Annotated in this window: 18 protein-coding genes; 11 read left to right on the top strand and 7 right to left on the bottom strand. The window is 60.0% G+C overall.

What is annotated here, in order from left to right:
* The first annotated feature begins 10 nt into the window (after positions 1 to 10).
* The 6 genes from O9K64_RS18400 (at position 11) to O9K64_RS18375 (ending at position 6577) form a co-directional block, all read left to right on the top strand.
* A complete protein-coding gene (locus O9K64_RS18400) occupies positions 11 to 217 on the top strand; it encodes a DUF2783 domain-containing protein (RefSeq protein WP_275099566.1) in 207 nt (68 codons plus the stop codon).
* Between the two features lie 43 nt (positions 218 to 260).
* On the top strand, positions 261 to 797 hold the full coding sequence (locus O9K64_RS18395) for a VOC family protein (RefSeq protein ID WP_275099565.1): 537 nt from the start codon (positions 261 to 263) through the stop codon (positions 795 to 797).
* A gap of 357 nt (positions 798 to 1154) precedes the next feature.
* Positions 1155 to 2171 (top strand): fumarylacetoacetate hydrolase family protein, encoded by a 1017-nt coding sequence (locus O9K64_RS18390; RefSeq protein ID WP_275099564.1) that lies wholly within the window; start codon positions 1155 to 1157, stop codon positions 2169 to 2171.
* Positions 2168 to 2809 (top strand): maleylacetoacetate isomerase, encoded by a 642-nt coding sequence (maiA, locus tag O9K64_RS18385; protein ID WP_305793189.1) that lies wholly within the window; start codon positions 2168 to 2170, stop codon positions 2807 to 2809. The genes O9K64_RS18390 and maiA overlap by 4 nt, the downstream gene beginning before the upstream one ends.
* A gap of 284 nt (positions 2810 to 3093) precedes the next feature.
* A complete protein-coding gene (gene hppD, locus O9K64_RS18380; RefSeq protein WP_275099563.1) occupies positions 3094 to 4173 on the top strand; it encodes a 4-hydroxyphenylpyruvate dioxygenase in 1080 nt (359 codons plus the stop codon).
* Between the two features lie 451 nt (positions 4174 to 4624).
* Entirely contained in the window at positions 4625 to 6577 is a 1953-nt protein-coding gene (locus tag O9K64_RS18375) for an acetoacetate--CoA ligase (RefSeq protein ID WP_275099562.1), read from the top strand.
* A gap of 197 nt (positions 6578 to 6774) precedes the next feature.
* Here O9K64_RS18375 and O9K64_RS18370 read toward each other — a convergent pair whose 3' ends face one another.
* Positions 6775 to 7281 (bottom strand): Spy/CpxP family protein refolding chaperone, encoded by a 507-nt coding sequence (locus O9K64_RS18370; protein ID WP_275099561.1) that lies wholly within the window; start codon positions 7279 to 7281, stop codon positions 6775 to 6777.
* A 183-nt stretch (positions 7282 to 7464) separates the two neighbouring features.
* On the opposite strand from O9K64_RS18370, the gene O9K64_RS18365 reads away from it, so the two are divergent.
* Positions 7465 to 8196 (top strand): response regulator, encoded by a 732-nt coding sequence (locus O9K64_RS18365; protein ID WP_275099560.1) that lies wholly within the window; start codon positions 7465 to 7467, stop codon positions 8194 to 8196.
* On the top strand, positions 8193 to 9587 hold the full coding sequence (locus tag O9K64_RS18360) for an ATP-binding protein (RefSeq protein WP_275099559.1): 1395 nt from the start codon (positions 8193 to 8195) through the stop codon (positions 9585 to 9587). The genes O9K64_RS18365 and O9K64_RS18360 overlap by 4 nt, the downstream gene beginning before the upstream one ends.
* Before the next feature lie 261 nt (positions 9588 to 9848).
* On the opposite strand, the gene O9K64_RS18355 is transcribed toward O9K64_RS18360, so the two are convergent.
* The 3 genes from O9K64_RS18355 to O9K64_RS18345 all read right to left on the bottom strand — a co-directional run bounded on the left by O9K64_RS18355 (position 9849) and on the right by O9K64_RS18345 (position 12861).
* Positions 9849 to 11546, bottom strand: a complete 1698-nt coding sequence (locus O9K64_RS18355) for a hypothetical protein (RefSeq protein WP_275099558.1) — start codon at positions 11544 to 11546, stop codon at positions 9849 to 9851.
* 128 nt (positions 11547 to 11674) lie between these two features.
* Positions 11675 to 12097 (bottom strand): DUF6524 family protein, encoded by a 423-nt coding sequence (locus tag O9K64_RS18350; protein WP_275099557.1) that lies wholly within the window; start codon positions 12095 to 12097, stop codon positions 11675 to 11677.
* Between the two features lie 116 nt (positions 12098 to 12213).
* Positions 12214 to 12861 (bottom strand): GNAT family N-acetyltransferase, encoded by a 648-nt coding sequence (locus O9K64_RS18345; protein ID WP_275099556.1) that lies wholly within the window; start codon positions 12859 to 12861, stop codon positions 12214 to 12216.
* 385 nt (positions 12862 to 13246) lie between these two features.
* On the opposite strand from O9K64_RS18345, the gene O9K64_RS18340 reads away from it, so the two are divergent.
* Positions 13247 to 13684 (top strand): hypothetical protein, encoded by a 438-nt coding sequence (locus O9K64_RS18340; protein WP_275099555.1) that lies wholly within the window; start codon positions 13247 to 13249, stop codon positions 13682 to 13684.
* A 44-nt stretch (positions 13685 to 13728) separates the two neighbouring features.
* Here O9K64_RS18340 and hypF read toward each other — a convergent pair whose 3' ends face one another.
* Together hypF and O9K64_RS18330 are read right to left on the bottom strand one after the other, a co-directional pair.
* Entirely contained in the window at positions 13729 to 16068 is a 2340-nt protein-coding gene (gene hypF, locus O9K64_RS18335; protein WP_275099554.1) for a carbamoyltransferase HypF, read from the bottom strand.
* 99 nt (positions 16069 to 16167) lie between these two features.
* A complete protein-coding gene (locus O9K64_RS18330) occupies positions 16168 to 17031 on the bottom strand; it encodes a chemotaxis protein (RefSeq protein ID WP_275099553.1) in 864 nt (287 codons plus the stop codon).
* A gap of 490 nt (positions 17032 to 17521) precedes the next feature.
* Between O9K64_RS18330 and O9K64_RS18325 the strand changes: the two genes are divergently transcribed.
* A complete protein-coding gene (locus tag O9K64_RS18325; protein ID WP_275099552.1) occupies positions 17522 to 18127 on the top strand; it encodes a hypothetical protein in 606 nt (201 codons plus the stop codon).
* Between the two features lie 306 nt (positions 18128 to 18433).
* On the opposite strand, the gene O9K64_RS18320 is transcribed toward O9K64_RS18325, so the two are convergent.
* Positions 18434 to 19813, bottom strand: coding sequence for a phosphomannomutase CpsG (locus O9K64_RS18320; RefSeq protein ID WP_275099551.1), 1380 nt, complete (start codon positions 19811 to 19813; stop codon positions 18434 to 18436).
* A gap of 207 nt (positions 19814 to 20020) precedes the next feature.
* Here O9K64_RS18320 and O9K64_RS18315 point away from each other — a divergent pair, with 207 nt between their 5' ends.
* Positions 20021 to 20686 carry a nitroreductase gene (locus tag O9K64_RS18315; protein ID WP_275099550.1) on the top strand — a complete coding sequence of 222 codons (666 nt, stop codon included), beginning with the start codon at positions 20021 to 20023 and terminating at the stop codon, positions 20684 to 20686.
* Positions 20687 to 21130: the final 444 nt, after the last annotated feature.

The raw sequence follows: 21130 nt of genomic DNA, 5'->3' as shown, positions 1-21130 counted from the left end.
AGCATAACTGATGATCGAGACGCGCAAACTGAACGTTCAGCCGACCCTCAGCCGTCCGGATGACTTCTACAACGCCCTGGTGGAGATGCACCGGGAACTGAGTGAGGAGCAGAGCCGGCTGGCCAACGCCAAGTTGATCCTGCTGCTGGCCAATCACATCGGCGACAAAGAGACCCTGGAAGAGGCGCTGCGGATCGCCGCCGAAGGGTTGAATTGACGAACCGATTGCACTTTTACCGTTCAAGTGACAGGAGCCACCTGTGGAAATCAAACAGATCCATCACGTTGCATATCGCTGCAATGACGCCAAAGAGACCGTGGAGTTCTATGCCAAGAACCTGAACATGGATTTCCTGCTGGCCATCTCGGAAGACAGGGTCCCTTCGACCAAGGAGCCCGATCCCTACATGCACCTGTTCCTGGATGCCGGCATGGGCAATATCCTGGCCTTCTTCGAGGTGCCCAACTCACCGCCCATGGGCAAGGACCCCAACACCCCGGACTGGGTACAGCACATCGCCTTCCGGGTCGAAGACGAGGCGGCCCTGATGGAGGCCAAGACGCAGCTGGAGGTCAACGGCATCGAGGTGGTGGGCCCCACCGATCATGGCATTATCAAGTCGATCTACTTCTTCGATCCCAACGGTCACCGACTGGAGCTCACCACGATTACTGCCACCCAGGAGATGCTGCAGGAGCTGCACGACATCGCCCCGGCCATGCTGGAGGAGTGGAGCAAGACCAAGAAGGTAGTGACCCACGCTTCCTGGCTGCATGAGAAGGAGTTCAAGGAGTAACTCTGTGTATCAACCACAGCGCGTAGGATGGGTGGAGGCGCATGGCAACGCTACGGAAGGCAGTCCACAGGGACGGGCGCCGTAACCCATCATCTCTTCGGGTACGGCTACTTGATGGGTTGCGCGCCGCGAAGGTGCCGGCAAATGCCACGTGGGAGGAAGGCGCTCCACCCATCCTACCCGTTAACGTGGACTGGCCCTATATATGGGTAGATAGCAGCATGCATGTAGGTTGGGGTTCGCTCCGCTCACCCCAACCTACCGAAGGATCGAGTCGTTATCTGCGTTTATTCGCGTTCATTCGCGGCTAATAGCTTTATAAGACAACACCCCGTCTCACGGGTAAAAGGAAAAACGATGAAGCTGGCTTCACTGAAACAGGGACGCGACGGCGTCCTGCTGGTGGTCTCCAAGGACCTCCACCGCGCCGTACGCGCCGACGACATCGCCCCCACCCTGCAGGCGGCGCTGGACGACTGGCCGACCTGCGAGCCGGCATTGCAGCAGCGCTACCGCGCACTCAATGACGGGCAGGCGGAGGACGCCTTCGAGCTGGAGATGGCGCAACTCGCCTCTCCCCTGCCGCGCGCCTACCAGTGGGCCGACGGCAGCGCCTATGTCAACCACGTGGAACTGGTGCGCCAGGCGCGCGGCGCGCAGGTCCCGGAGAGCTTCTGGCACGATCCGCTGATGTACCAGGGCGGCTCCGACGCCTTTCTCGGACCGCGCGAGCCGATCCGCCTGGCCGACAGCGCCTGGGGCATCGACTTCGAGAGCGAGGTGGCGGTGATCACCGGAGATGTCCCCATGGGCTGTAGCACGGAGCAGGCGGCTGGACAGATCCGTCTGCTGATGCTGGTCAACGATGTCTCGCTGCGCGGCCTGATCCCGGCGGAGCTGGCCAAGGGTTTCGGCTTTTTTCAGTCCAAGCCCTCCAGCGCCTTCTCCCCGGTGGCGGTGACCCCGGACGAGCTGGGCGAACACTGGCATGACGGACGGGTGAGCCTGCCGCTGCTGGTGGAGTACAACGGCCAGCCCTTCGGCAAGGCCAATGCCGGGGTCGACATGATCTTCAACTTCCCCCAGTTGATCGCCCATGCCGCCAAGACCCGTCCCCTGGGCGCCGGCGCCATCATCGGCTCCGGCACCGTCTCCAACAAACAGAACACCGCGTGGGGTTCGGCCATTGCCGACGGCGGGGTCGGCTACTCCTGTATCGCCGAGGTGCGCATGATCGAGACCATCAACGGCGGAAACCCCAAAACCCCGTTCATGGATTTCGGCGACACCATCCGCATCCGCATGGAGGATGAGACCGGCCACAACATCTTTGGCGATATCGAGCAGCGGGTGGAGCCGTATCAGGGACCATGATCACACTTTACGACTACCACCGCTCCACCGCCGCCTACCGGGTGCGTATCGCCCTCAACCTGAAGGGGCTCGACTACCACCAGGCCAGGGTCAACCTGCTGCAGGGCGAGGAGGCCGGCGACGACTACCGGGCGATCAACCCCCAGGGACTGGTCCCCGCCCTGGCGGTGGAGGACGGGGTGCTGTCCCAGTCCCTGGCGATCTGCGAATACCTGGACGAGCTGCATCCGGACCCTCCCCTGCTGCCGGGTGATGCCTTGCAGCGGGCGCGTATCCGCGCCCTGGCGCAGACGGTGGCCTGCGATATCCACCCGGTGAACAATTTGCGCATCCTCAGCTATCTGACCGGGACCCTGGGCGTCGATGAAGGCCAGAAACGGGCCTGGTACCACCACTGGATTGACGAGGGGTTGCGCGCCATCGAGCAGCTGCTGGAGCAGCACGCTTGCGGCGGGCCATACTGTTTCGGTGATCGTATCACCCTGGCCGATCTCTGCCTGGTGCCGCAGGTCTACAACGCGCGCCGCTTTGAACTGGACCTGACCCCCTATCCCCGCATCGTGGCGATCGACCGGCAATGCCTGGGTCTCGACGCCTTCGAGCGGGCGCGGCCGGAGAACCAGCCGGACGCGGTGTGAACCCTGACGGTGCGCTGGTTATCTAATAATCAGTCCATTTGGAATTTAGCCGCAAATGAACGCAAGGAGCGGTGCAGGGACGCACCGTTTACGAACCCGAGGATGGAATGAACGCAAATAAAAAACACAATTGATTTACGGGAAAGAACTACCCGTCTAACTATTGGCCCACAGACGGCGAACAGTCGGATGGCATGAATGCATTTATACCATTAGCGTTTATTTGCGTTCATACGCGGCTGATAATTTTTCTCATGAATCGGCCACCGGCCGGGAGGTGAAGCATGGGACAACTCTGGGACAACCCGATAGGTACCGACGGCTTCGAATTCGTCGAATACACCTCGCCGGAGCCGCAGGCGCTGGGCCGGCTGTTCGAGCAGCTCGGCTTCGTGGCCATCGCCCGCCACCGTTCCAAGGATGTGACCCTCTATCGACAGGGTGGTATCAACTTCCTGATCAACGCGGAGAAGACCGGCTTTCCCCGCTCTTTCGCCCGCCAGCACGGCCCCAGCGCCTGTGCCATCGCCTTCCGGGTCAAGGATGCGGCACGCGCCTACGCCATGGCGATCGAACTCGGTGCCTGGGGGGTGGAGACCCGGGCGGGACCGATGGAGCTCAACATCCCCACCATCAAGGGGATCGGTGACTCGCTGATCTACCTGATCGACCGCTATGGTGACAAGGGCAGCATTTACGATGTGGACTTCGAGCCCATCCAGGGTGTCGATCCCCATCCCCAGGGGGTCGGCCTCACCTACATCGATCACCTCACCCACAACGTCTATCGTGGGCGCATGGACGAGTGGGCGGACTTCTACGCCCGCCTGTTCAATTTCCGCGAAGTAGGCTATTTCGATATCGAGGGCAAGCTGACCGGCCTGCGCTCCCGCGCCATGACCAGCCCCTGCGGCAAGATCCGCATCCCGATCAACGAGAGCCGCGACGACCAATCCCAGATTCAGGAGTATCTGCACGCCTATCATGGCGAAGGGATACAGCATATCGCCCTGGGCACCGGGGATATCCATGCCACGGTGGAGCGGTTACGCGAGCTGCAGGTGCCGTTGCAGGAGACCCCGGACACCTACTATGAGCAGGTCGATGCGCGGGTGCCCGGCCACGGCGAGGACCTGGAACGGTTGCGAAACAATCGCATCCTGATCGACGGGGCGCCCAGCGCGGGCCAGGGGCTGCTGCTGCAGATCTTCACCCGTACGGTGATCGGTCCGATCTTCTTCGAGATCATCCAGCGCAAGGGCAACGAGGGCTTCGGCGAAGGCAACTTCAAGGCGCTGTTCGAATCGATCGAGCTGGATCAGCTGCGCCGCGGCGTGATCAGCGAGCACAAGGCGAGCCATTGAGGGCTCTGCTATGATCCTCTCCAAGTAGTGATAAAACAGCGTAGGTTGGGTTGGCGGCGCACAGGCATTGCGCATCCAGACCGCGACAAAGCCCGGGCGCCGCGTAACCCAACGCATCCATGGTCGTCAAACGGTGTGTTACGGCGCGCGCACGGTGCACTGCCATATGCATTCCCACGCAGAGAGCGTGGGAATGAGGACAAGCGGGGCGAGCCCCAACAGACGGTGGATCCGTTCAACGCCATTCGTTGGGGTTCGCAGGCTCACCCCAACCTACGCGTTATACTGCTAACCTAATTCGCGTTTATTCGCGTTCATTCGCGGCTAAAAAAACAGCAATCCAAATAGCGTTCAACTGACAGATCAAGGCATTTTCATTTTGCGCCTGATCAGTGCTATTCTTTTATAACGTTTACGTTAACGTAAAGACTTTATACCGGTGGAGATAACAATGGCAGAACCGCTCTGGCAACCCAGTGCCGATCAGATCGAACAGGCGAACCTCACCCGCTTCCGACGTTTTGTGAATCAGAAACGCGGCACGGCACTGGCCGACTACCCGGCCCTCTACCAATGGTCCATCGACCAGCCGGAGGCGTTCTGGAGCGCCCTGTGGGAAGAGAGCGGCGTCATTGCCGAACGCAGGGGCGAGGTGGTACTGGAAGACGGCGGCAAGATGCCGGGCGCCCGCTGGTTTCCCCAGGCGCGGCTCAATTTCGCCCAGAACCTGCTGCGCCGCCGCGACGACAGCGACGCCCTGGTGTTCCGCGGGGAGGACAAGTTGGCGCGACGCGTCAGCCACCGGGAGCTCTATGACCAGGTCTCCCGGGTGGCCCAGGCACTCGAGGCGGCCGGCATCGGCGAAGGTGACCGGGTGGCGGCCTATCTGCCCAATATGCCGGAGGCCATCATCGCCATGCTGGCCACCAGTAGCCTGGGTGCCATCTGGTCCTCTTGCTCCCCCGACTTCGGGGTCAACGGGGTGGTGGACCGCTTCGGCCAGATCGAGCCGAAACTGCTGTTTGCCGCCGACGGCTACTACTACAACGGCAAGACCCATGACAGCCTGGAGAAGATCGCCGAGATCCGCCGGAGCATCCCCAGTATCGAGCGCGTGGTGGTGATCCCCTATACCCGGGACAACTTCCCGCTGGAGTCGATCGCCGGCGCCCTGCCCCTGGGCCTGTTCATCGACGATTACACCGCCCGGGAGATCGGCTTCAAGCAGCTGCCGTTCGATCACCCGCTCTACATCATGTTCTCCTCCGGTACCACCGGGGTGCCCAAGTGCATCGTGCACGGCGCCGGCGGCACCCTGCTGCAGCACCTCAAGGAGCACCGCCTGCACACCGATGTAAGGCCGGGGGATCGCACCTTCTTCTTCACCACCTGCGGCTGGATGATGTGGAACTGGCTGGTCTCCGGCCTGGCGGCCGAGGCGACCCTGCTGCTCTACGACGGCTCCCCCTTCTACCCGGACGGCAATGTGCTGTTCGACTACGCCGACGCGGAGCGCATGACCCAGTTCGGCACCTCGGCCAAGTTCATCGACGCCATCAACAAGGCGGGGCTGAAACCGCGCGAAACCCATGACCTCGCTTCCGTGCGCACCCTCTGCTCCACCGGCTCGCCGCTGGTGCCGGAGGCATTCGATTTCGTCTATGAAAATATCAAGCAGGATTTGTGTCTCTCCTCCATCTCCGGCGGCACCGATATCATCTCCTGCTTCGCCCTCGGCAACCCGGTACTGCCGGTCCACCGCGGCGAGTTGCAGTGCCGCGGCCTGGGCATGCGGGTGGAGGTGTGGAGCGACGACGGCGAACCGGTACGCGGCGAGAAGGGCGAGCTGGTCTGCACCGCCCCCTTCCCCTCCATGCCGATCGGCTTCTGGAATGACTCCGACGGGGAGAAGTACCACAGCGCCTACTTCGAGCGCTTCCCCAATGTCTGGTGCCACGGCGACTACGTCGAGCTGACCGCCCAGGATGGCATCATCATCTACGGCCGCTCCGACGCCGTGCTTAACCCCGGCGGTGTGCGCATCGGCACGGCCGAGATCTATCGCCAGGTGGAACAACTGGTGGAGGTGGTGGAGAGCCTGGTGATCGGTCAGGAGTGGGAGGGCGATGTGCGGGTAGTGCTGTTCGTGCGCCTGCGTGACGGCCTGGGCCTGGATGACGCGCTGATCGACAGGATAAAGAAACAGATCCGCGCCAACACCACGCCCCGCCATGTACCGGCCCGGGTGGTGCAGGTGAGTGACATCCCGCGCACCAAGAGCGGCAAGATCGTGGAACTGGCGGTGCGCGAGGTGGTGCACAACCGGCCGGTGAAGAACAAGGAGGCGCTCGCCAATCCGGAGGCGCTGGAACTGTTCGCCAACCGCCCGGAGCTGCAGTCATAAGCAAAGCGGATTACCCATCATACACTGCTATTGTCGGATACAGTTTATTTAAGCCGCGAATGAACGCGAGGAGTGGTGCAGGGATGCACCACTACTCGCGGCTAAGGTTTTTCCTGATGGCTGAGTTAGATGAGCAATCAGGTAATAAAATGACCGGCGCCCACCGTTGCGGTGCGCGCCGGTCCAGGGCAGGCACATCAGCGCATGTGCTTCATCCCACCCATCGGCCGCATCGCATCGGCAACCTTCTGCTGCTCGGGCGTCAGGCTGGCGTAGAGCTGCTCGATGGCATCGGCCATTTCGCTCATCTGGCCGGCACCCTCGCGCATCCCCTTGACCCGTTCGGCAACCGTAACCCCATCCCCGCCGCGCACCGCCTCGCGCCGTTCCATGTGGCTGGTCATTTTCTGCTTCATGGCCTGTTCAAAGGCCTGCCAGGCAGGCTCCTGGGCCTCGGTGATACGCAGTTTATACTTCAGCATATCCAGTCCCTGTTCCATTCTGGCCGTGCGATCACCCGACATATCACGACCAAAACCACCGTGGCGACCCCAGTTTCTCTGGCCGCCATCCTGCATACTCATCTGCCCCTGACCGTAACCACAACGGTCAAACCCGCCACCGGCAGAAACATAGGAGATGGATGCGGCACTGATACCGACGACCGCTACCGTGGTCAGAATCATCTTGGTTGAACGTTTCATCTGCATTCCTCGCTGTTTCCGGGGCGACATGCCCCGTCTGTGGGTCCTATCAGACCAGCATGCTGTAACCAGACAATGTCAGAAAAACGGTTTTTTGTAAGCCTGAGTAACAACCCTCAGCCTGTTACACTCTGTTACAAAAACCACCCGCGCACGCGACGATGATTCAGGTATAAAGAGCCTATGGAAAAGAGACGACATATCCTGGTGGTGGATGACGATCGGGAGATCCGCCAACTGCTGCAGGCCTACCTGGAGCAGAACGGCTACCGGGTGACCGCGGTGGGTGAAGGCAAGGCGATGAGCCGGGTACTGGAAGAACAGCGCATCGACCTGGTGGTGCTGGACCTGATGCTGCCCGGTGCCGACGGCCTGGAGCTCTGTCGCAACCTGCGGGTGAAATCCAGAATCCCCATCATCATGCTCACCGCCCGGGGCGATGAGATGGACCGGATCCTGGGACTGGAGATGGGCGCCGACGACTACCTGCCCAAGCCGTTCAACCCCCGGGAGTTGCTGGCGCGCATCAAGGTGGTCTTGCGCCGCAGCGCCGCCCTGCCCTACGACCAGCCGGAGACGACAGCCCGGGCGATCCGGTTTGCCGACTGGACCCTGGACCCGGTGGCGCGCCACCTGGAGTCGTCCGCGGGGGTTGTAGTACCCCTCAGCGGCGCCGAGTACCGACTGCTCAAGGTGTTCCTGGAGCACCCCAACCGGGTGCTGAACCGGGACCAACTGCTCGACTTGACCCAGGGGCGGGACGCCGATCCCTTCGATCGCAGTATCGATGTGCTGGTGAGCCGCCTCAGGAGACGCCTGGAGGACGACCCGAAGGATCCCGGGATTATCAAAACGGTACGCGGCGAGGGCTATGTGTTTGCGGTGCAGGTGAACAACCCGGGGAGCACGGCATGAGACTGCTGCCCCGCTCCCTGTTTGGACGCCTGGTCCTGATCCTGGTGGTGGGCCTGCTGCTGACCCAGTTTCTCAGCACCGGACTGCTGCTCAAGGATCGGATCGATGTGATCCGGGAAAACACCGGGATACAGCTGGTCCAGCGTATCGCCTCGCTGGTCTACCTGCTGGAGGAGACGCCGGCGACGGAACGTGCCCGCATCGTCCGGGCATTCAGCACCTCCCAGTTTCGGGTCACCTTGTCCGACCAGCCGCTGCCACGAGGCTCGGAGGCGATACCGTCCAACCACCTGGAGATGATGTTGCGCCAGGCGCTGTCCGAAAACACCCCGATCCAGGTGGCGATCAATCCGCTACCTAACGGCGATGAAACGGAGCGCAGCCGCTGGCGTCAACACCGGGAGGCGGTTGCCGAACGCCGCTTTGTCGAGCCCCGCACCTATCGTTCCCGGCCGCCAAGAAACGGCTTTCAGGCCAGCATCCGGCTCGCCGATGGCAGCTGGCTGAACATCCTGCGTCCCCTGCCGGAAGGGATGGAGAACTGGCCTTACAAGCTGCTGACCTACCTCGCCGTGTTGCTGGTCTCCATCATCCTGCTCTCGCTGCTGGCGGTACGCTGGGTTACCCGACCCCTCGGCACCCTGGCGGAGGCGGCGCGTAATCTCGGCAAGGACATCGGCTATCCGCCACTCAGCGAGAGCGGCCCGCAGGAAGTGCAAAACGCGGTGCGGGCGTTCAACACCATGCAGCAGCGGCTGAGGCGCTACATTGAGGATCGTAGCCGCGTACTGGCGGCGGTCTCCCATGATCTGAAGACACCCATCACCCGGCTGCGCCTGCGCCTGGCGCTGCTCAAGGACGACGCGCTGCAATCCCGCTTCAACCAGGATCTGGATGAGATGGAACAGATGGTACTGGCCACACTGGACTATCTGCGCGGCACCGAGAGCAAGGAGAAACCGGTGCCGATCAGCATCAATGGGTTGCTGGAGTCGCTGCAGGACGATGCCCAGGAGCTGGGCTGGGAGATGACCCTGGCAAGCGGGAAGGTGGCGCCCTATAGCGGGCGGCCGCTGGCACTGAAGCGCTGCCTGATGAATCTGATCGAGAACGCGGTGCGCTACGGCCAGGCGGCAGATGTCCGCCTGGAAGACTACCGGGAGCGGTTGGACATCATAATCTCCGACCGCGGCGAGGGGGTTCCGGAGGCCGAGCTCGAGGGGCTGTTCGACCCCTTCTATCGCCGCGAGGAATCACGTGCCCGGGCGACCGGCGGCACCGGGCTCGGTCTCGGCATCGCCCGCAATATCGCCCGTGCCCACGGCGGTGATGTCACCCTGCGCCGGGGTAAAACGCAGGGGCTGGAGGCGGTGGTCAGCCTGCCCCGCTGAGCGGTAGCCAAGCGAGCGGTTTTCGTCTATTCGCGTTCATTCCATCCTTAGGGCTCGCGCACGAATAATTTCGCAGTACCAAGGGCCCAGTTGCGACCGAATACCGAAACTTATTTTTGCACGAGCCCTTAGGTCCGTAGACGGTGCATGGCATCCTCGGCTCCGTAAACGGTACTTCCCTGTACCACTCCTCTTGCACCACTACTCGCGGCGGCTAAACGGCCACCGATCGCGCGCGGGTCTGGTCGAAAATCCGGCGGGTTATTCCGCGGTGGACACCGCCCCATGCAGGGTCAGCTGCGGGAACGGGATCTCCCAGCCGTATTCGCTGCAGGCGTCAACACAGCCGCGCTGTATGGCGCGCCGCAGCCGGTTGTACAGGTCACCCAGTTCACCCTTGAAGTCGGCGATCACCACAATATCCAGGGACGAGCTGCTGGCAGCCTCGAACTCTACCCGCAGATTCAGCAGTTGCTCGCCATATCCTTCCTGGTGCAGGCGCTCGAACAGGTAGTTCTGCAGCGTCTCCGGAATGGATTGCGTACACTCTTTTTGTAGCGAGTAACTGAGACCGATTGTCTCCTTGATCCGGAAGTTGGTCGCCAGATTGCGTGGCGCGGCGGCCAGGAAGTCGGCCATCTGATAGGTCAGCCTGGCGCCGCCCCGCTCCACCAGCTGAACCAGTTCATGGGAGATACCGGTAACCTTGCCCCTGATCCCGTTGCTCAGGATAACCCAGTCCCCCTGAGTGCAGGGAAACCAGGGATCACCGATTTGCGATGGACGTGATTTGAGATCCACCAGCTCGTCGATCGGCACACGCTGGCTGATACCGGCCACCGGATTCACCAGGGTGCTGAAGACATTGATCTGCTCCACCCGCCAGGGCAACCCCTCCATGAATATCCGTTCACCCTCGCGTACCGAGCCGACATTGAGAAACAGCTGTATCTGGCTCCAGTAACGCGGCAGGGCCTGCCTGAGGGTCCAGGTGATACCGAACAGCAGCAGGATACCCAGGCTGAACAGCACCCAGTCCTCCACCAGGTAGAACACCGCCATCGGGCCGAGGATCGCCAACAGCACGGTCAGCATGCGCTGCAGCAGCTCGACCAGGCGGACCCGGAAACTGCGATGCTTGGCCCGGAACCCGGGGATATAACGCTGCATCGCCGAGGCACTCAGACGTGACAGCAGGAGAATGGCGGCCACCACCAGCAGTGCGATGATCAGGTAGAGTCCGCGCTTCTGGAAAAAGGATTTCAGATAGCTCTGCGAGGCCTCGGCGAGGGAGGTCTCCGCGGCATTCAGTTTGTTCAGCTGCAACTGGGCCGCCCCCAGCTCACTCCGAATGAACGCCTGTTGCTTGGCCCACTGCCCCTCGATCTGATCCAGGGACTGGATCAGCCCCTCATTGTCTCCGGCCTGCTTCAGGTTCGCTATATTGGTCAATGCCTCGCTGACGATCGGCAGCTGCTCCTGGTAATAGGCGATCCGCTTCTTGAGTTCCGATTTCTGACGGACCCGGGCGGTCATCTCCTTCATCTCGTCGATCGCCGGCCGCACCAGGGCAAACACCTCCTGCTGCAGGTTGAACTCCTCCTCGGGCTCGCCGCGCAGGGACGTGATATCGACACCTGCCGCGATGTTTTCAAAGTTCCGGGTGGTGGTCCTGAGATCGTCCTCCAGACTCTCTACCTGCTGTCGCAGTCGCGCCTTCTCGGCATCCGACGTGGTCGACTGGAGTTGCAGGTTCAAGGCCTCGATATCCTTGCGCAGTTGCTTTCTCAGCTCGACGACGGAGATCAGGGTCTCGATTGTGGCGGGTGCCACCGCCCCTTCCGGTTGTGCGGTGCCCCCATTGCTCTGGGCAACGGCCGGCATCGCCGGCAGCCAGAGAAAACAGCAGGCCAGCAGGATGGAAAGGCCATAGTTGAGCAGCTTGTTTTGATTATTCACCGCGCGCGTCCCGTTTCAGAAGTTGCATCGTCGTGGAGTCGGACTCAAACCGTTGAATGCCGAGCACATCTCCCACCCCCTGTGTTCGGATTGACAGCGGCCCTTTCGGTGCCACCGGCGGTTATCGGTCAATCCTGGTCAAGGTCATCCACATCCAGCTGTCCGGTCATGCGCCGGCGGATATGGGACCAGGAGATCCCGGTCGCCATCACTGCCGAGAGGATGACCAGCACAATGTAGGTGAGCAGTGAGGTATTGCTGAGCGCAATCAACTGATAGTGGAGCAACGCCCAGACGATGGTCCCGAACAGGGCCAGGGCAAGCAGGGTACCGAGCATGCCGAGAGAACGGGCGGTTGCCCGCACATAGATGACCCAGCCGATCAGCAGCAACAGCCCGGCGAGCGCGATCAGCGGGTCAAGCTTTTGTTCCGCGCCGGCCAGCCAGTGGTACCAGGAGTAACCTGAGGGATTGTAGGTCGAGAAAACCAAAAACAACGCCAGGGTCCATCGAATCATGAAACCCGCAAAACTGAAACCGCGCTCCGCCATAGCCTGTCCCTGTCAGAAATAAGACCGCTTTACGCTACCGCGAATGGGTAACAGTGCCGGTCAACCAGATCAACGACAGTTTATAACACAGAACAACGCGGACAATAACTTGCCGGCTATACGTAGATCTTGCCCGAAAGCGGCGGCGGCAGGGCAGCCGGGTGATCCTTTCTCCAGGCCAGGCGTTTCTTGATGGTGTCGCATAGATTGGCCTGTTTGACCATGAACTCGCCACCGATATGGGTGAAGCCGAGCCGTTCATAAAATCGCTTGACCCGCTCCACATCCGCCTCCGGTACCCGCTTGCCGTATTCAGGCGAGAGTGGAAACGCCTTCAGGGCGATAATACTGTCTTCCACATCGACCATCTGGCCAATCTTTCCCATCAGGGCACTACCGATATGCTGTCCCCGATATGCCGGATCAACCGTAATCTCGTTGATGTAGACCAGCCCGCTGCACTCCTGCTTCTTCAGGCTGCCATCGGTCATCTTCTGCAGATAGTGACAGCCATTGTCGCCAAACGCCGTCCGGGAAAACTCCGACAGCTCGGGGCAGATCGAGTCGAGCAATAGTGTCTGATCGACCCCGTCGACTATCGCCGCCGCCAGATCGAGTTTATGACCATGGATCTCGCCTACCACCCGGTCAGAACCCGTGGATTCATCCCAGACGATTGATTTTCCGGTGAATTTGACCACATAGGGCGCCAACTCGGAATCCGAGTCCGGCCGTAATGAAAATTCAAATTCGAGATCGGGCATTCGATGCTCCATACGACAATATATTAGCGAATACTTATTTTATAGCATCTTCCGACAATTTTCATCGGTTTTTTCAACAATCCGGCACTTAGGACCCGCACAAGAATAATTCCCTGGTACCGAGGGCGTCACTGTGCCATTGCCAAAAAAGCGTAACGCAGCCAGCGGAGCCCAGGGGCGACCGCATACAGGCGCTTATTCTTGCGCGGGTCCTTAACGCACGTCGCCTCATCTTCGGTGGCGGACTTGCGCGTCTCAACCGCTGAGTATGCCGCAGGGTCGAGAGTAAAAAAAATAATATCGTACTTAACTTTGATTCTGGTCAACTTATCGCCACGGCGGCCGATACTGCTAACATAGCGATAAAGAACCAGAGGAGCGGACAATGCCAATCGCTGTCACGGCAGGGATCAAGACCTGCGTTTTTCTACTGCTGCTGATCACGGTATCGACCGTCATGGCCGATGAGCCGAATAGATCAGCGGAGCGGAAAGCGGATTCCACACTGCTGCCTTTCACACTCTACCGCACCCCGGCTGTGCCGACGCCCAGCGAGAGCGACCGGGCGAAAACCTGCCTCGCCCTGGAACGTGAAATAACCGCACTGGTACCGCAAACCTACAGCTATAAACCGGATTTCTATAACGATCCCTACCAGGGGGCGGCAATCTGGATAGGTACCACGCTGTTTAAAGAGGCGTATGCGCTGTCAGCGTTGGCGGGATTTCTGCAATACCGGGAGAACGTACGGATGATCTCTGCGGAAGAACGGATTGAGGTGCTACGTCACCTGAAGGCGCAAAACCGCTGTTTCGAGACCTAGAGTCTGTTGGGCTTGACCGATCGTGGCGAGGGTAAGTTTCCGCACTAGAACTGGCGTGCCGCGGCTACCACCGCTTGTCCCAGCGAAAGCCCGCCATCATTGGCCGGAACGATGCGGGGGCTCAACACCATCAGACCCTGTTCTCGCAACCCACCGCTGACACCCTCGAGCAGGATCCTGTTCTGGAACACGCCCCCTGAAAGTACCACGGTTTCCAGTCCCTGCTGTTGACAGAGGAGCCGCGCCGTCTCCGTGACCGCAGCGATCATCCCTTTATGAAACCGGGCTGCAATAACCCCTGGCACCACACCTTGTTGCAGATCGCCGAGCAGGGCCTGCCAGAGCGGTTGCCAGCTCAGTACACGCTGCCCGGCGATCGTCTCCGACTGAAAACCGTATCCGGCCTCCAACCGGTCCAGTTCCCCGGGCTCGATCAGCGCCTCCATCTCAATGGCTGCCTGCCCCTCATGACTCGCCTGCTCGCGGCACACCCCGATAGCAGCGGCGACCGCATCGAACAGCCGGCCACAGGAGGAGGCCAGCGGCGAGTTTACCCCCCGCTCCAGCATCTGCCGCAGCGTTGCAATCGGCTTGCCGTTGAGGAACTGCATAATCTCCAGTTCGGCATATTCACCCGGCAGATCGTCCCAGTCGAATTCACTTAACAGATAGGCCAGCGTATTGCGCCAGGGTTCATGCATCGCCTTGGCGCCCCCCAGCATGGCGGTGGGTTTAAAATGGCCCAGGCGCTGAAACTCACGGTAACTGACCTTCAGGAACTCACCCCCCCAGAGGGAGCCATCCTCCCCCATGCCGAGGCCATCCAGGGCGACACCCAGCACCTCCGCTTGCTCCAGGCCCATGCCATGCTCTGCCATACAGCCGGCAATATGGGCATGATGATGCTGCACCGTTTCCAGATGCAGCCCACCCTCCGTCGCCAGCTGCTGGCCGTACTGGGTGGAGAGGTAGTTGGGGTGATAATCGACTACCACCACCGTCGGTTCATGCCGGAACAGCTGACGGTAGAGCGCCAGGGAGCGGTGGTACTCTTTTATGGTGGCGCCGTTCTCCAGATCCCCCATATGCTGGGAGAGGATGGCCTGGTTGCCCTTCAGCAGGCAGAAGGTGTTCTTCAGTTCACCGCCGAGGGCAAGTATCTGCGGTGTCCGCTTGAAAGCCGCCGGCAGCGCGATCGGCGCGGGTGCATAACCGCGTGCGCGGCGCAGCAGCCGCACATCACCGTCCATCACCCGGGCCACGGAATCGTCCAGCCGATTGACAATCTCCCGGTCATGCAGCAGCCAATAATCGGCAATGGCCGACAGGCGCTCATGGGCGGCATTATTGGAGATCACCTGCGGTTCATCCGACATATTGCCGGATGTCAGCACAATCGGCCGCGACAGCCGCGCCATCAACAGGTGGTGCAGCGGCGTATAGGGCAACATGAAACCGAGGGATCGCTGCCCCGGTGCAATCGCCGGCGCCAACGCCTCGTCATTACCCTGCTGCAGGATCACAATGGGGGCGGCGATGCTCTTCAGCAGGAGCGCCTCCTGATCGTTGAGTCGGGCGTAACGACGTACCATTGCCGGGTCGGTTGCCATCAGGGCGAAGGCCTTATGGTAACGGCGTTTTCGCGAACGCAGGGTGGCAACGGCCGTCTCATTGCCGGCGTCACAGGCCAGGTGCACCCCGCCGATCCCCTTGATCGCCAGGATCGCACCGGACATCAGGAGTCTCGCCGCCAGCTCGATCGGCTCCGCATCCGCGCCGTTATCCAGCCGCTCACCCGCCGCATCCTCCAGCCAGACCCGTGGCCCGCAAGCGGCGCAGGCGTTCGGCTGTGCATGGAAGCGGCGATCCGCCGGGTTACGATACTCGGACAGACAGTCCGCACACTGCCGGAAGGGCGCCATGCTGGTGGTCGCCCGGTCATAAGGGATCGCACGCACGATGGAGAGGCGGGGACCGCAATGGGTACAGTTGGTGAACGGATAGTGAAAACGTCGGTTATCCGGATCGAAAATATCCTGCAGACAGGCGTCGCAGGTGGCCGCATCCGGGACGATACCGGTGAGGATCTCGCCCCCGCGGCTTGCGATGATTTCAAAATCCCGGTAATCCGGCCAATCCACCAGCGGCTGCCGCTCGACGGCATCGATCGTTGCCAGTGGCGGGGGGTGTTTTTCAATCAGCTCGACCAGTTGGTCAATGGCCTCGCGGCTGCCGATCGCATCGATCAGCACCCCTTCCGCGTCATTCCAGACGGCACCGTGCAGGCCGCAACGGTGCGCCAGGTTCCAGACGGTCGGTCTGAAACCGACCCCTTGAACCAACCCGCGTATCCGGATTCGCTCTGCATAGGGTTTATCAGTCATGGCTGGGTGAGATCTGAACCGGTTGAAATCTGTACTACCAGTGTAACCTCACCCCCGGCTGTGAGCGAAGCTGGAAATCACCTGGCGCGAGTCCATGGATCACTGCGCCTGGCTCAAGCCCTCCAGCACCGCCTCAGCCAGCTCTTCCGTGACGAACTTGGTCAGGGCGGCATTTGCCCCGCTGGCCGCGGCATACTCCTTGCTGACGGCACCCGCCAGCGAGGTGTGCAGCAGGATATAGACCGAGGCGAAATCCTGATCCTTGCGCAGCTCACGCGTCAGGGTGTAGCCGTCCATTTCAGGCATCTCGATGTCGGAAATAATCAGGTCGACGGTACGCCCTTCGGCATGCAGTGCATGCAGTATCCGTAACGCCTCCTTACCGTCATTGGCCATTATCGGATCGAGACCAATCATTGCCAGGGTCTGTGATATCTGCTTTCTGGCAAGGCCGGAATCATCCACCACCAGGATCAGCTTGCGGCGTAACAGTTCAAGCTGCTCATCGGAGAGGCTGACACCTTTCCCGGTACTGTCCTTGGGCGGCGCCACTTCATTCAACACGCGCTCGACATCAATCACCTCGACGATCTGATCCTCGGTATTGATCACACCGGTGATGTAATTGAACCGTCCCGAGGAGGCAGGCGGTGGTTGTATGGCGTCCCATTTGAGGGAGATGATCTTATCCACATCCTTGACCAGAAAACCCTGCAGGGAGCGATTAAATTCGGAAATAATGATCGAGCAGTCGGCGTATTCGGCGGTGTCCCTGGGTGCGCTCATGCCGAGTGCGCTGGACAGATCGATCACCGGAAAAGGCTGTCCCCGCAGTCGCGCGATACCGATAATCGCCGGATTGGTCCTGGGAAGTGTGTTCATGGCGTGATAGGGAATGATCTCTTTGATCTTCAGCACATTGATGCCGAACACCTGGCGCCCGAACAGGTTGAACAGCAGCATGCGCTGCTGTGTCCCTTGCTGATTACCCCGTTGATTTGAATTATCTATAGTCACAAAAATTATGTGTGCTGAGTTGATAACCGAGGTGCGCGGCGATAAACCTAGCGCCAGGCCCACCCTACCTGGAATAGTTTAGCGACCGCTGCGACGATATCTTGAACCCGGTTTCTGTGATTGATCGGCAATGTTTTCTTCATCTCGGAAACCGGCAAGCGGAGAAATCACAACGGCTGAATGAGACTGAAAACACCGGGGCGTACATAGGGGCGTAGATATCGGCAATAGTCATTAATTTGGGTCTTTCAGGAAAAATAATAAAATTATCGCCCGCGGTTTAAGTAAAACATCGCTATTATCTGTAAAACCGTTGAATATTTTCCATAATATCCAAATAAGGTATTGGCAACAGTATGCATCTTTGGCAATATTCGATTTGTGGGATATTAAACAACCCGTCGCATTTCATACACTCTTCATGGGGAACCTCTAGATGGTCACGAAAAAAGCAAGAACCACCAAAAAACGCGTTGCTAAAAAAACCGTAGCCCGTGCAACAAAAACCGCTGCCGCCAAGAAGGCCGCACCCAGCCTCTCTCCTGCGGCAGAACTCGAACAGACCATAGCCAAATCACAGGTTCAACTGGCCAAGCTTTATGAAAAAGGCGCGGCCCAGGCACAAAAGAGTGTAGATAGAATCAAGGGCCAACTGGACAAGGCGGTCGCCAGACAGGCGACACTGCGTGATAAGAAGAACGCCGCTGCGGAAAAGGCCGCCGCCAATCGCACGCCGGCTTCCCAGAAACAGGTTGAGCGGGCACGTGAGGCGCTGCGTAAAGCGGGCCCGACGGTATCCGCCCTGCGTGAGCAGATGAAGAGCGCCAAACAGGCACTCAAAGATGCAAACGACACGCTGAAGAGGTCTGCCGCACAACAGAAGGCACTGGAAAAATTCGAAAGCGACTGGGCCAAGGCAACTGCCCCCAAGAAACCGCGTAAGGCAGCCGCCAAACGCCGCCCACGCAAGGCCGCCGCCCGCAAACCGGCCGCTGCCGCCGCTACGACCTCTGCCGCCGTGGAAAGCGCAGCAAGCGAATAGGCCGCGCGATCGGGTGCCTGTTTGACACAGCCGCTCCCGGACAAAAAGCCCGCCCCGCCGCATACCGGGAGCGGGCTTTTGTTTTGTCCGCGGACAGTACTCTGTCAGGGTAATATTGACGTATTCAGTTGACCTGTCCGCGCCCCTGGCCGTGTTGCGGCTCTTGCAAAGGACCGGGCCATTGCCTGCACAACGCGCCTTGCAGCGAGGAGTGGTGCAGGGATGCACCGTTTACGGACCCGAGGATGGAAACACCACAGGGGCGCTGAACTAGTCGATATCACCCTGGCAAAGTACCAGTAACGGCTAACCATCCGCCGACCTCAACAGGCTCAACACCTCCGCACACTTCTCACGCATCAGTTCGGTATCCCCCCGGGTTTCAAGGTTCAGCCGGACCACCGGCTCGGTATTTGAACTGCGCAGATTGAACCGCCAATCCGCCATCTCGACACTGATACCGTCGGTATGATCGACCGACAGGGCCTCATCCTGGTAGTGGGCCAGGACCCGGGCGATCGCGGCAGCCGGTTGCGCAATCTCACTGTTGATCTCTCCGGGCGACGGATATAGCGCGATACGATCATCCACCAGCGTCGACAGCGGTTGCTGTTTTCGACTGACCAGTTCGGCAATCAGCAACCAGGGAATCATGCCGCTATCGCAGTAAAAAAAATCACGAAAATAGTGATGCGCACTCATCTCACCGCCATACACCGCATCTTCCTGTCGCATCCGTTCCTTGATAAAGGCATGTCCGGTTTTGCTCTGAATCGCCTCGCCACCCTGCTGTTTCACAATATCCAGCGTATTCCAGATCAAACGCGGATCGTGAATAATCCGGCTGCCCGGATATTTCACCAGAAAGGCCTCGGCCAGCAGTCCGACGATATAGTAGCCCTCGATAAACCGCCCCTGCTCGTCAAACAAAAAACAGCGGTCAAAATCGCCATCCCAGGCAATACCAAAGTCGGCTTGATGCTGCACTACCGCATCGATCGTGTCCTGGCGGTTCTCCTCCAGCAGCGGATTGGGAATGCCGTGGGGAAAGGTGCCGTCCGGCTGATGATGAATCTTATGGAAGGTTATCGGAATGCCCAGGGATGCGAAGCGCTGCTCGACGACATCGATGCAAAGGCCGGCCACACCGTTTCCCGCGTTGACTACCAGCTTGAGTGGCCGGATCGCCTCGGCGGCCATATAGCCCATCAGGTGGTCGACATAGGCCTCGCGGGTGGAGATCGCCTGATATACCCCCCGCTTCCTCACATCGACTTCGGCGAAACGGTTTTTCCGGACCAGCGCCTCGATCTCCTTCAGTCCGGTATCGCCGCTGATCGGTTTCGACTCCTCGCGCACCAGTTTCATCCCGTTATAGTCTTTGGGGTTATGGCTGGCGGTGACCACGATGCCGCCGTCCGTTGCCAGGTGCGAGGTGGCAAAATAGATCTCCTCCGTGCCACACAAACCGATATCCAGCACCGTGACACCGGCATCGCGCAGACCGTTGGACAACGCCTGTTTCAACGACGCGGTTGAAAGCCGCATATCCCCACCGACCACCACCCGTCGTGGCTTTATATAGTCGGCATAGGCCCGCCCGATGCGGTAGGCGATGTCCTCATTCAGCGATGTGCCCAGCTGACCACGGATATCGTAGGCCTTAAAGCAATCCAGTTTTTGCATATATATCGTCCCGGTATATTTTGTTTGATTGAGGCGGTGAACTCAGTACAGGAGTCCAACAGACTCCTGCTAACCACACCATTCTAGCCTACCTGATAAAATGCTCCCTGCCTCTCCCGGTCACAAAATTCGACCATGATTTTTCGTGGACATCCCGGCAGGATTCTCTATTATGACGTTTACGTTAAGGTTAACCGGAGCCGATCGATGAAGGTTAAAGAGGCGCTGCAACAGAGGAAGGCTACCCGGGCCTTCCTGCCGCGGGAAGTGGAGAAAGAGAAGATTATACGGATCCTGGATGCGGCACGTCATGCCCCTTCCGGCACCAACACGCAGCCGTGGCAGGTGGCGGTGGTGACCGGGGAGAAGCGTCGCCGGCTGGGTGACCTGATGGAGACCGCCTTTCGTAGCGGACAGGCCGGTGCGATGGAATTTCAGTACTACCCGGAGGTATGGGAAGGGATCTACAAGGCACGGCGCCGCGCCTGTGGGCTGCAAATGTACTCGACCCTCAATATCAGCCGCGAAGAGACCCAGCGCCAGCAGGAGCAGTGGGCCGCCAATTACCGTGGATTTGATGCACCGGTGATGATGTTCTTCTTCATCGACCGGATACTTGAAACCGGCTCCTACCTGGATTACGGCCTGTTCATCCAGTCCATCATGCTGATGGCGGTGGAAGAGGGTCTGGCCACCTGCCCCCAGGCGGCCCTGGGTGAATATCCGCAGATCGTCAAACGGGAGTTGGGTTACCCCGACGACAAGAAACTGGTGGTCGGCTTGGCGCTGGGTTACGAGGACGAGCGCGCCCTCGTCAACAGTTACCGCACGCCACGCGACGAGGTGGAGCAGTTCAGCCGCTTCTTTGAATAAACCGGCGTTACGGTCCTGGCACACGTTAACTACCAAAGGCGGGAGCTTACTGGGTGAGCGCCTCAAAAGCGCCACAACACCCCCGCAATACCCCCGAGCCGCCCAAGGCGGCCGAACAACTTTCCGTTCCCACGACGCCTTCCCGGTCCCGGATCGGCAAAGGATTATTACTCTCGCCAAGACGCCAAGCCCGCCAAGGAAAGCCGATTCCCTCCTTTAATCATTGCGCTCTTGGCGTCTTGGCGAGAGTCCATTTGCCCTTTGTCATATAGAGGCGCTCGACCCATGCACCGGTCAAACCTGACAAGTCCCCCGGCTGGGCCTGGGATTACCCCGAGGATTTACCTGAATAACAAAACGCCCTGCACCGGAAGTGCAGGGCGTTCGGCTGCTGCCGCGTGCGATGGGAATCAGAGCACCTCAGCCAGCTCCGGCAGGGCCTGG

Origin of the sequence: Sedimenticola hydrogenitrophicus (assembly GCF_029017505.1) — a bacterium.
In the GTDB taxonomy this organism is placed as follows: domain Bacteria; phylum Pseudomonadota; class Gammaproteobacteria; order Chromatiales; family Chromatiaceae; genus Sedimenticola; species Sedimenticola hydrogenitrophicus_A.
Note: the sequence above shows the minus strand (reverse complement) of the source record. Positions and strands in the feature narration are given on the sequence as shown.

Coding starts and splice junctions, on each gene's coding strand:
- O9K64_RS18375 (WP_275099562.1), top strand. CDS start 4,625: ATGGCAGAACCGCTCTGGCAACCCAGTGCCGATCAGATCGAACAGGCG.
- O9K64_RS18325 (WP_275099552.1), top strand. CDS start 17,522: ATGGTCACGAAAAAAGCAAGAACCACCAAAAAACGCGTTGCTAAAAAA.
- hppD (WP_275099563.1), top strand. CDS start 3,094: ATGGGACAACTCTGGGACAACCCGATAGGTACCGACGGCTTCGAATTC.
- O9K64_RS18340 (WP_275099555.1), top strand. CDS start 13,247: ATGCCAATCGCTGTCACGGCAGGGATCAAGACCTGCGTTTTTCTACTG.
- O9K64_RS18320 (WP_275099551.1), bottom strand. CDS start 19,813: ATGCAAAAACTGGATTGCTTTAAGGCCTACGATATCCGTGGTCAGCTG.
- O9K64_RS18315 (WP_275099550.1), top strand. CDS start 20,021: ATGAAGGTTAAAGAGGCGCTGCAACAGAGGAAGGCTACCCGGGCCTTC.
- O9K64_RS18370 (WP_275099561.1), bottom strand. CDS start 7,281: ATGAAACGTTCAACCAAGATGATTCTGACCACGGTAGCGGTCGTCGGT.
- O9K64_RS18365 (WP_275099560.1), top strand. CDS start 7,465: ATGGAAAAGAGACGACATATCCTGGTGGTGGATGACGATCGGGAGATC.
- O9K64_RS18330 (WP_275099553.1), bottom strand. CDS start 17,031: ATGCTGCTGTTCAACCTGTTCGGGCGCCAGGTGTTCGGCATCAATGTG.
- maiA (WP_305793189.1), top strand. CDS start 2,168: ATGATCACACTTTACGACTACCACCGCTCCACCGCCGCCTACCGGGTG.
- O9K64_RS18345 (WP_275099556.1), bottom strand. CDS start 12,861: ATGCCCGATCTCGAATTTGAATTTTCATTACGGCCGGACTCGGATTCC.
- O9K64_RS18350 (WP_275099557.1), bottom strand. CDS start 12,097: ATGGCGGAGCGCGGTTTCAGTTTTGCGGGTTTCATGATTCGATGGACC.
- O9K64_RS18400 (WP_275099566.1), top strand. CDS start 11: ATGATCGAGACGCGCAAACTGAACGTTCAGCCGACCCTCAGCCGTCCG.
- hypF (WP_275099554.1), bottom strand. CDS start 16,068: ATGACTGATAAACCCTATGCAGAGCGAATCCGGATACGCGGGTTGGTT.
- O9K64_RS18390 (WP_275099564.1), top strand. CDS start 1,155: ATGAAGCTGGCTTCACTGAAACAGGGACGCGACGGCGTCCTGCTGGTG.
- O9K64_RS18360 (WP_275099559.1), top strand. CDS start 8,193: ATGAGACTGCTGCCCCGCTCCCTGTTTGGACGCCTGGTCCTGATCCTG.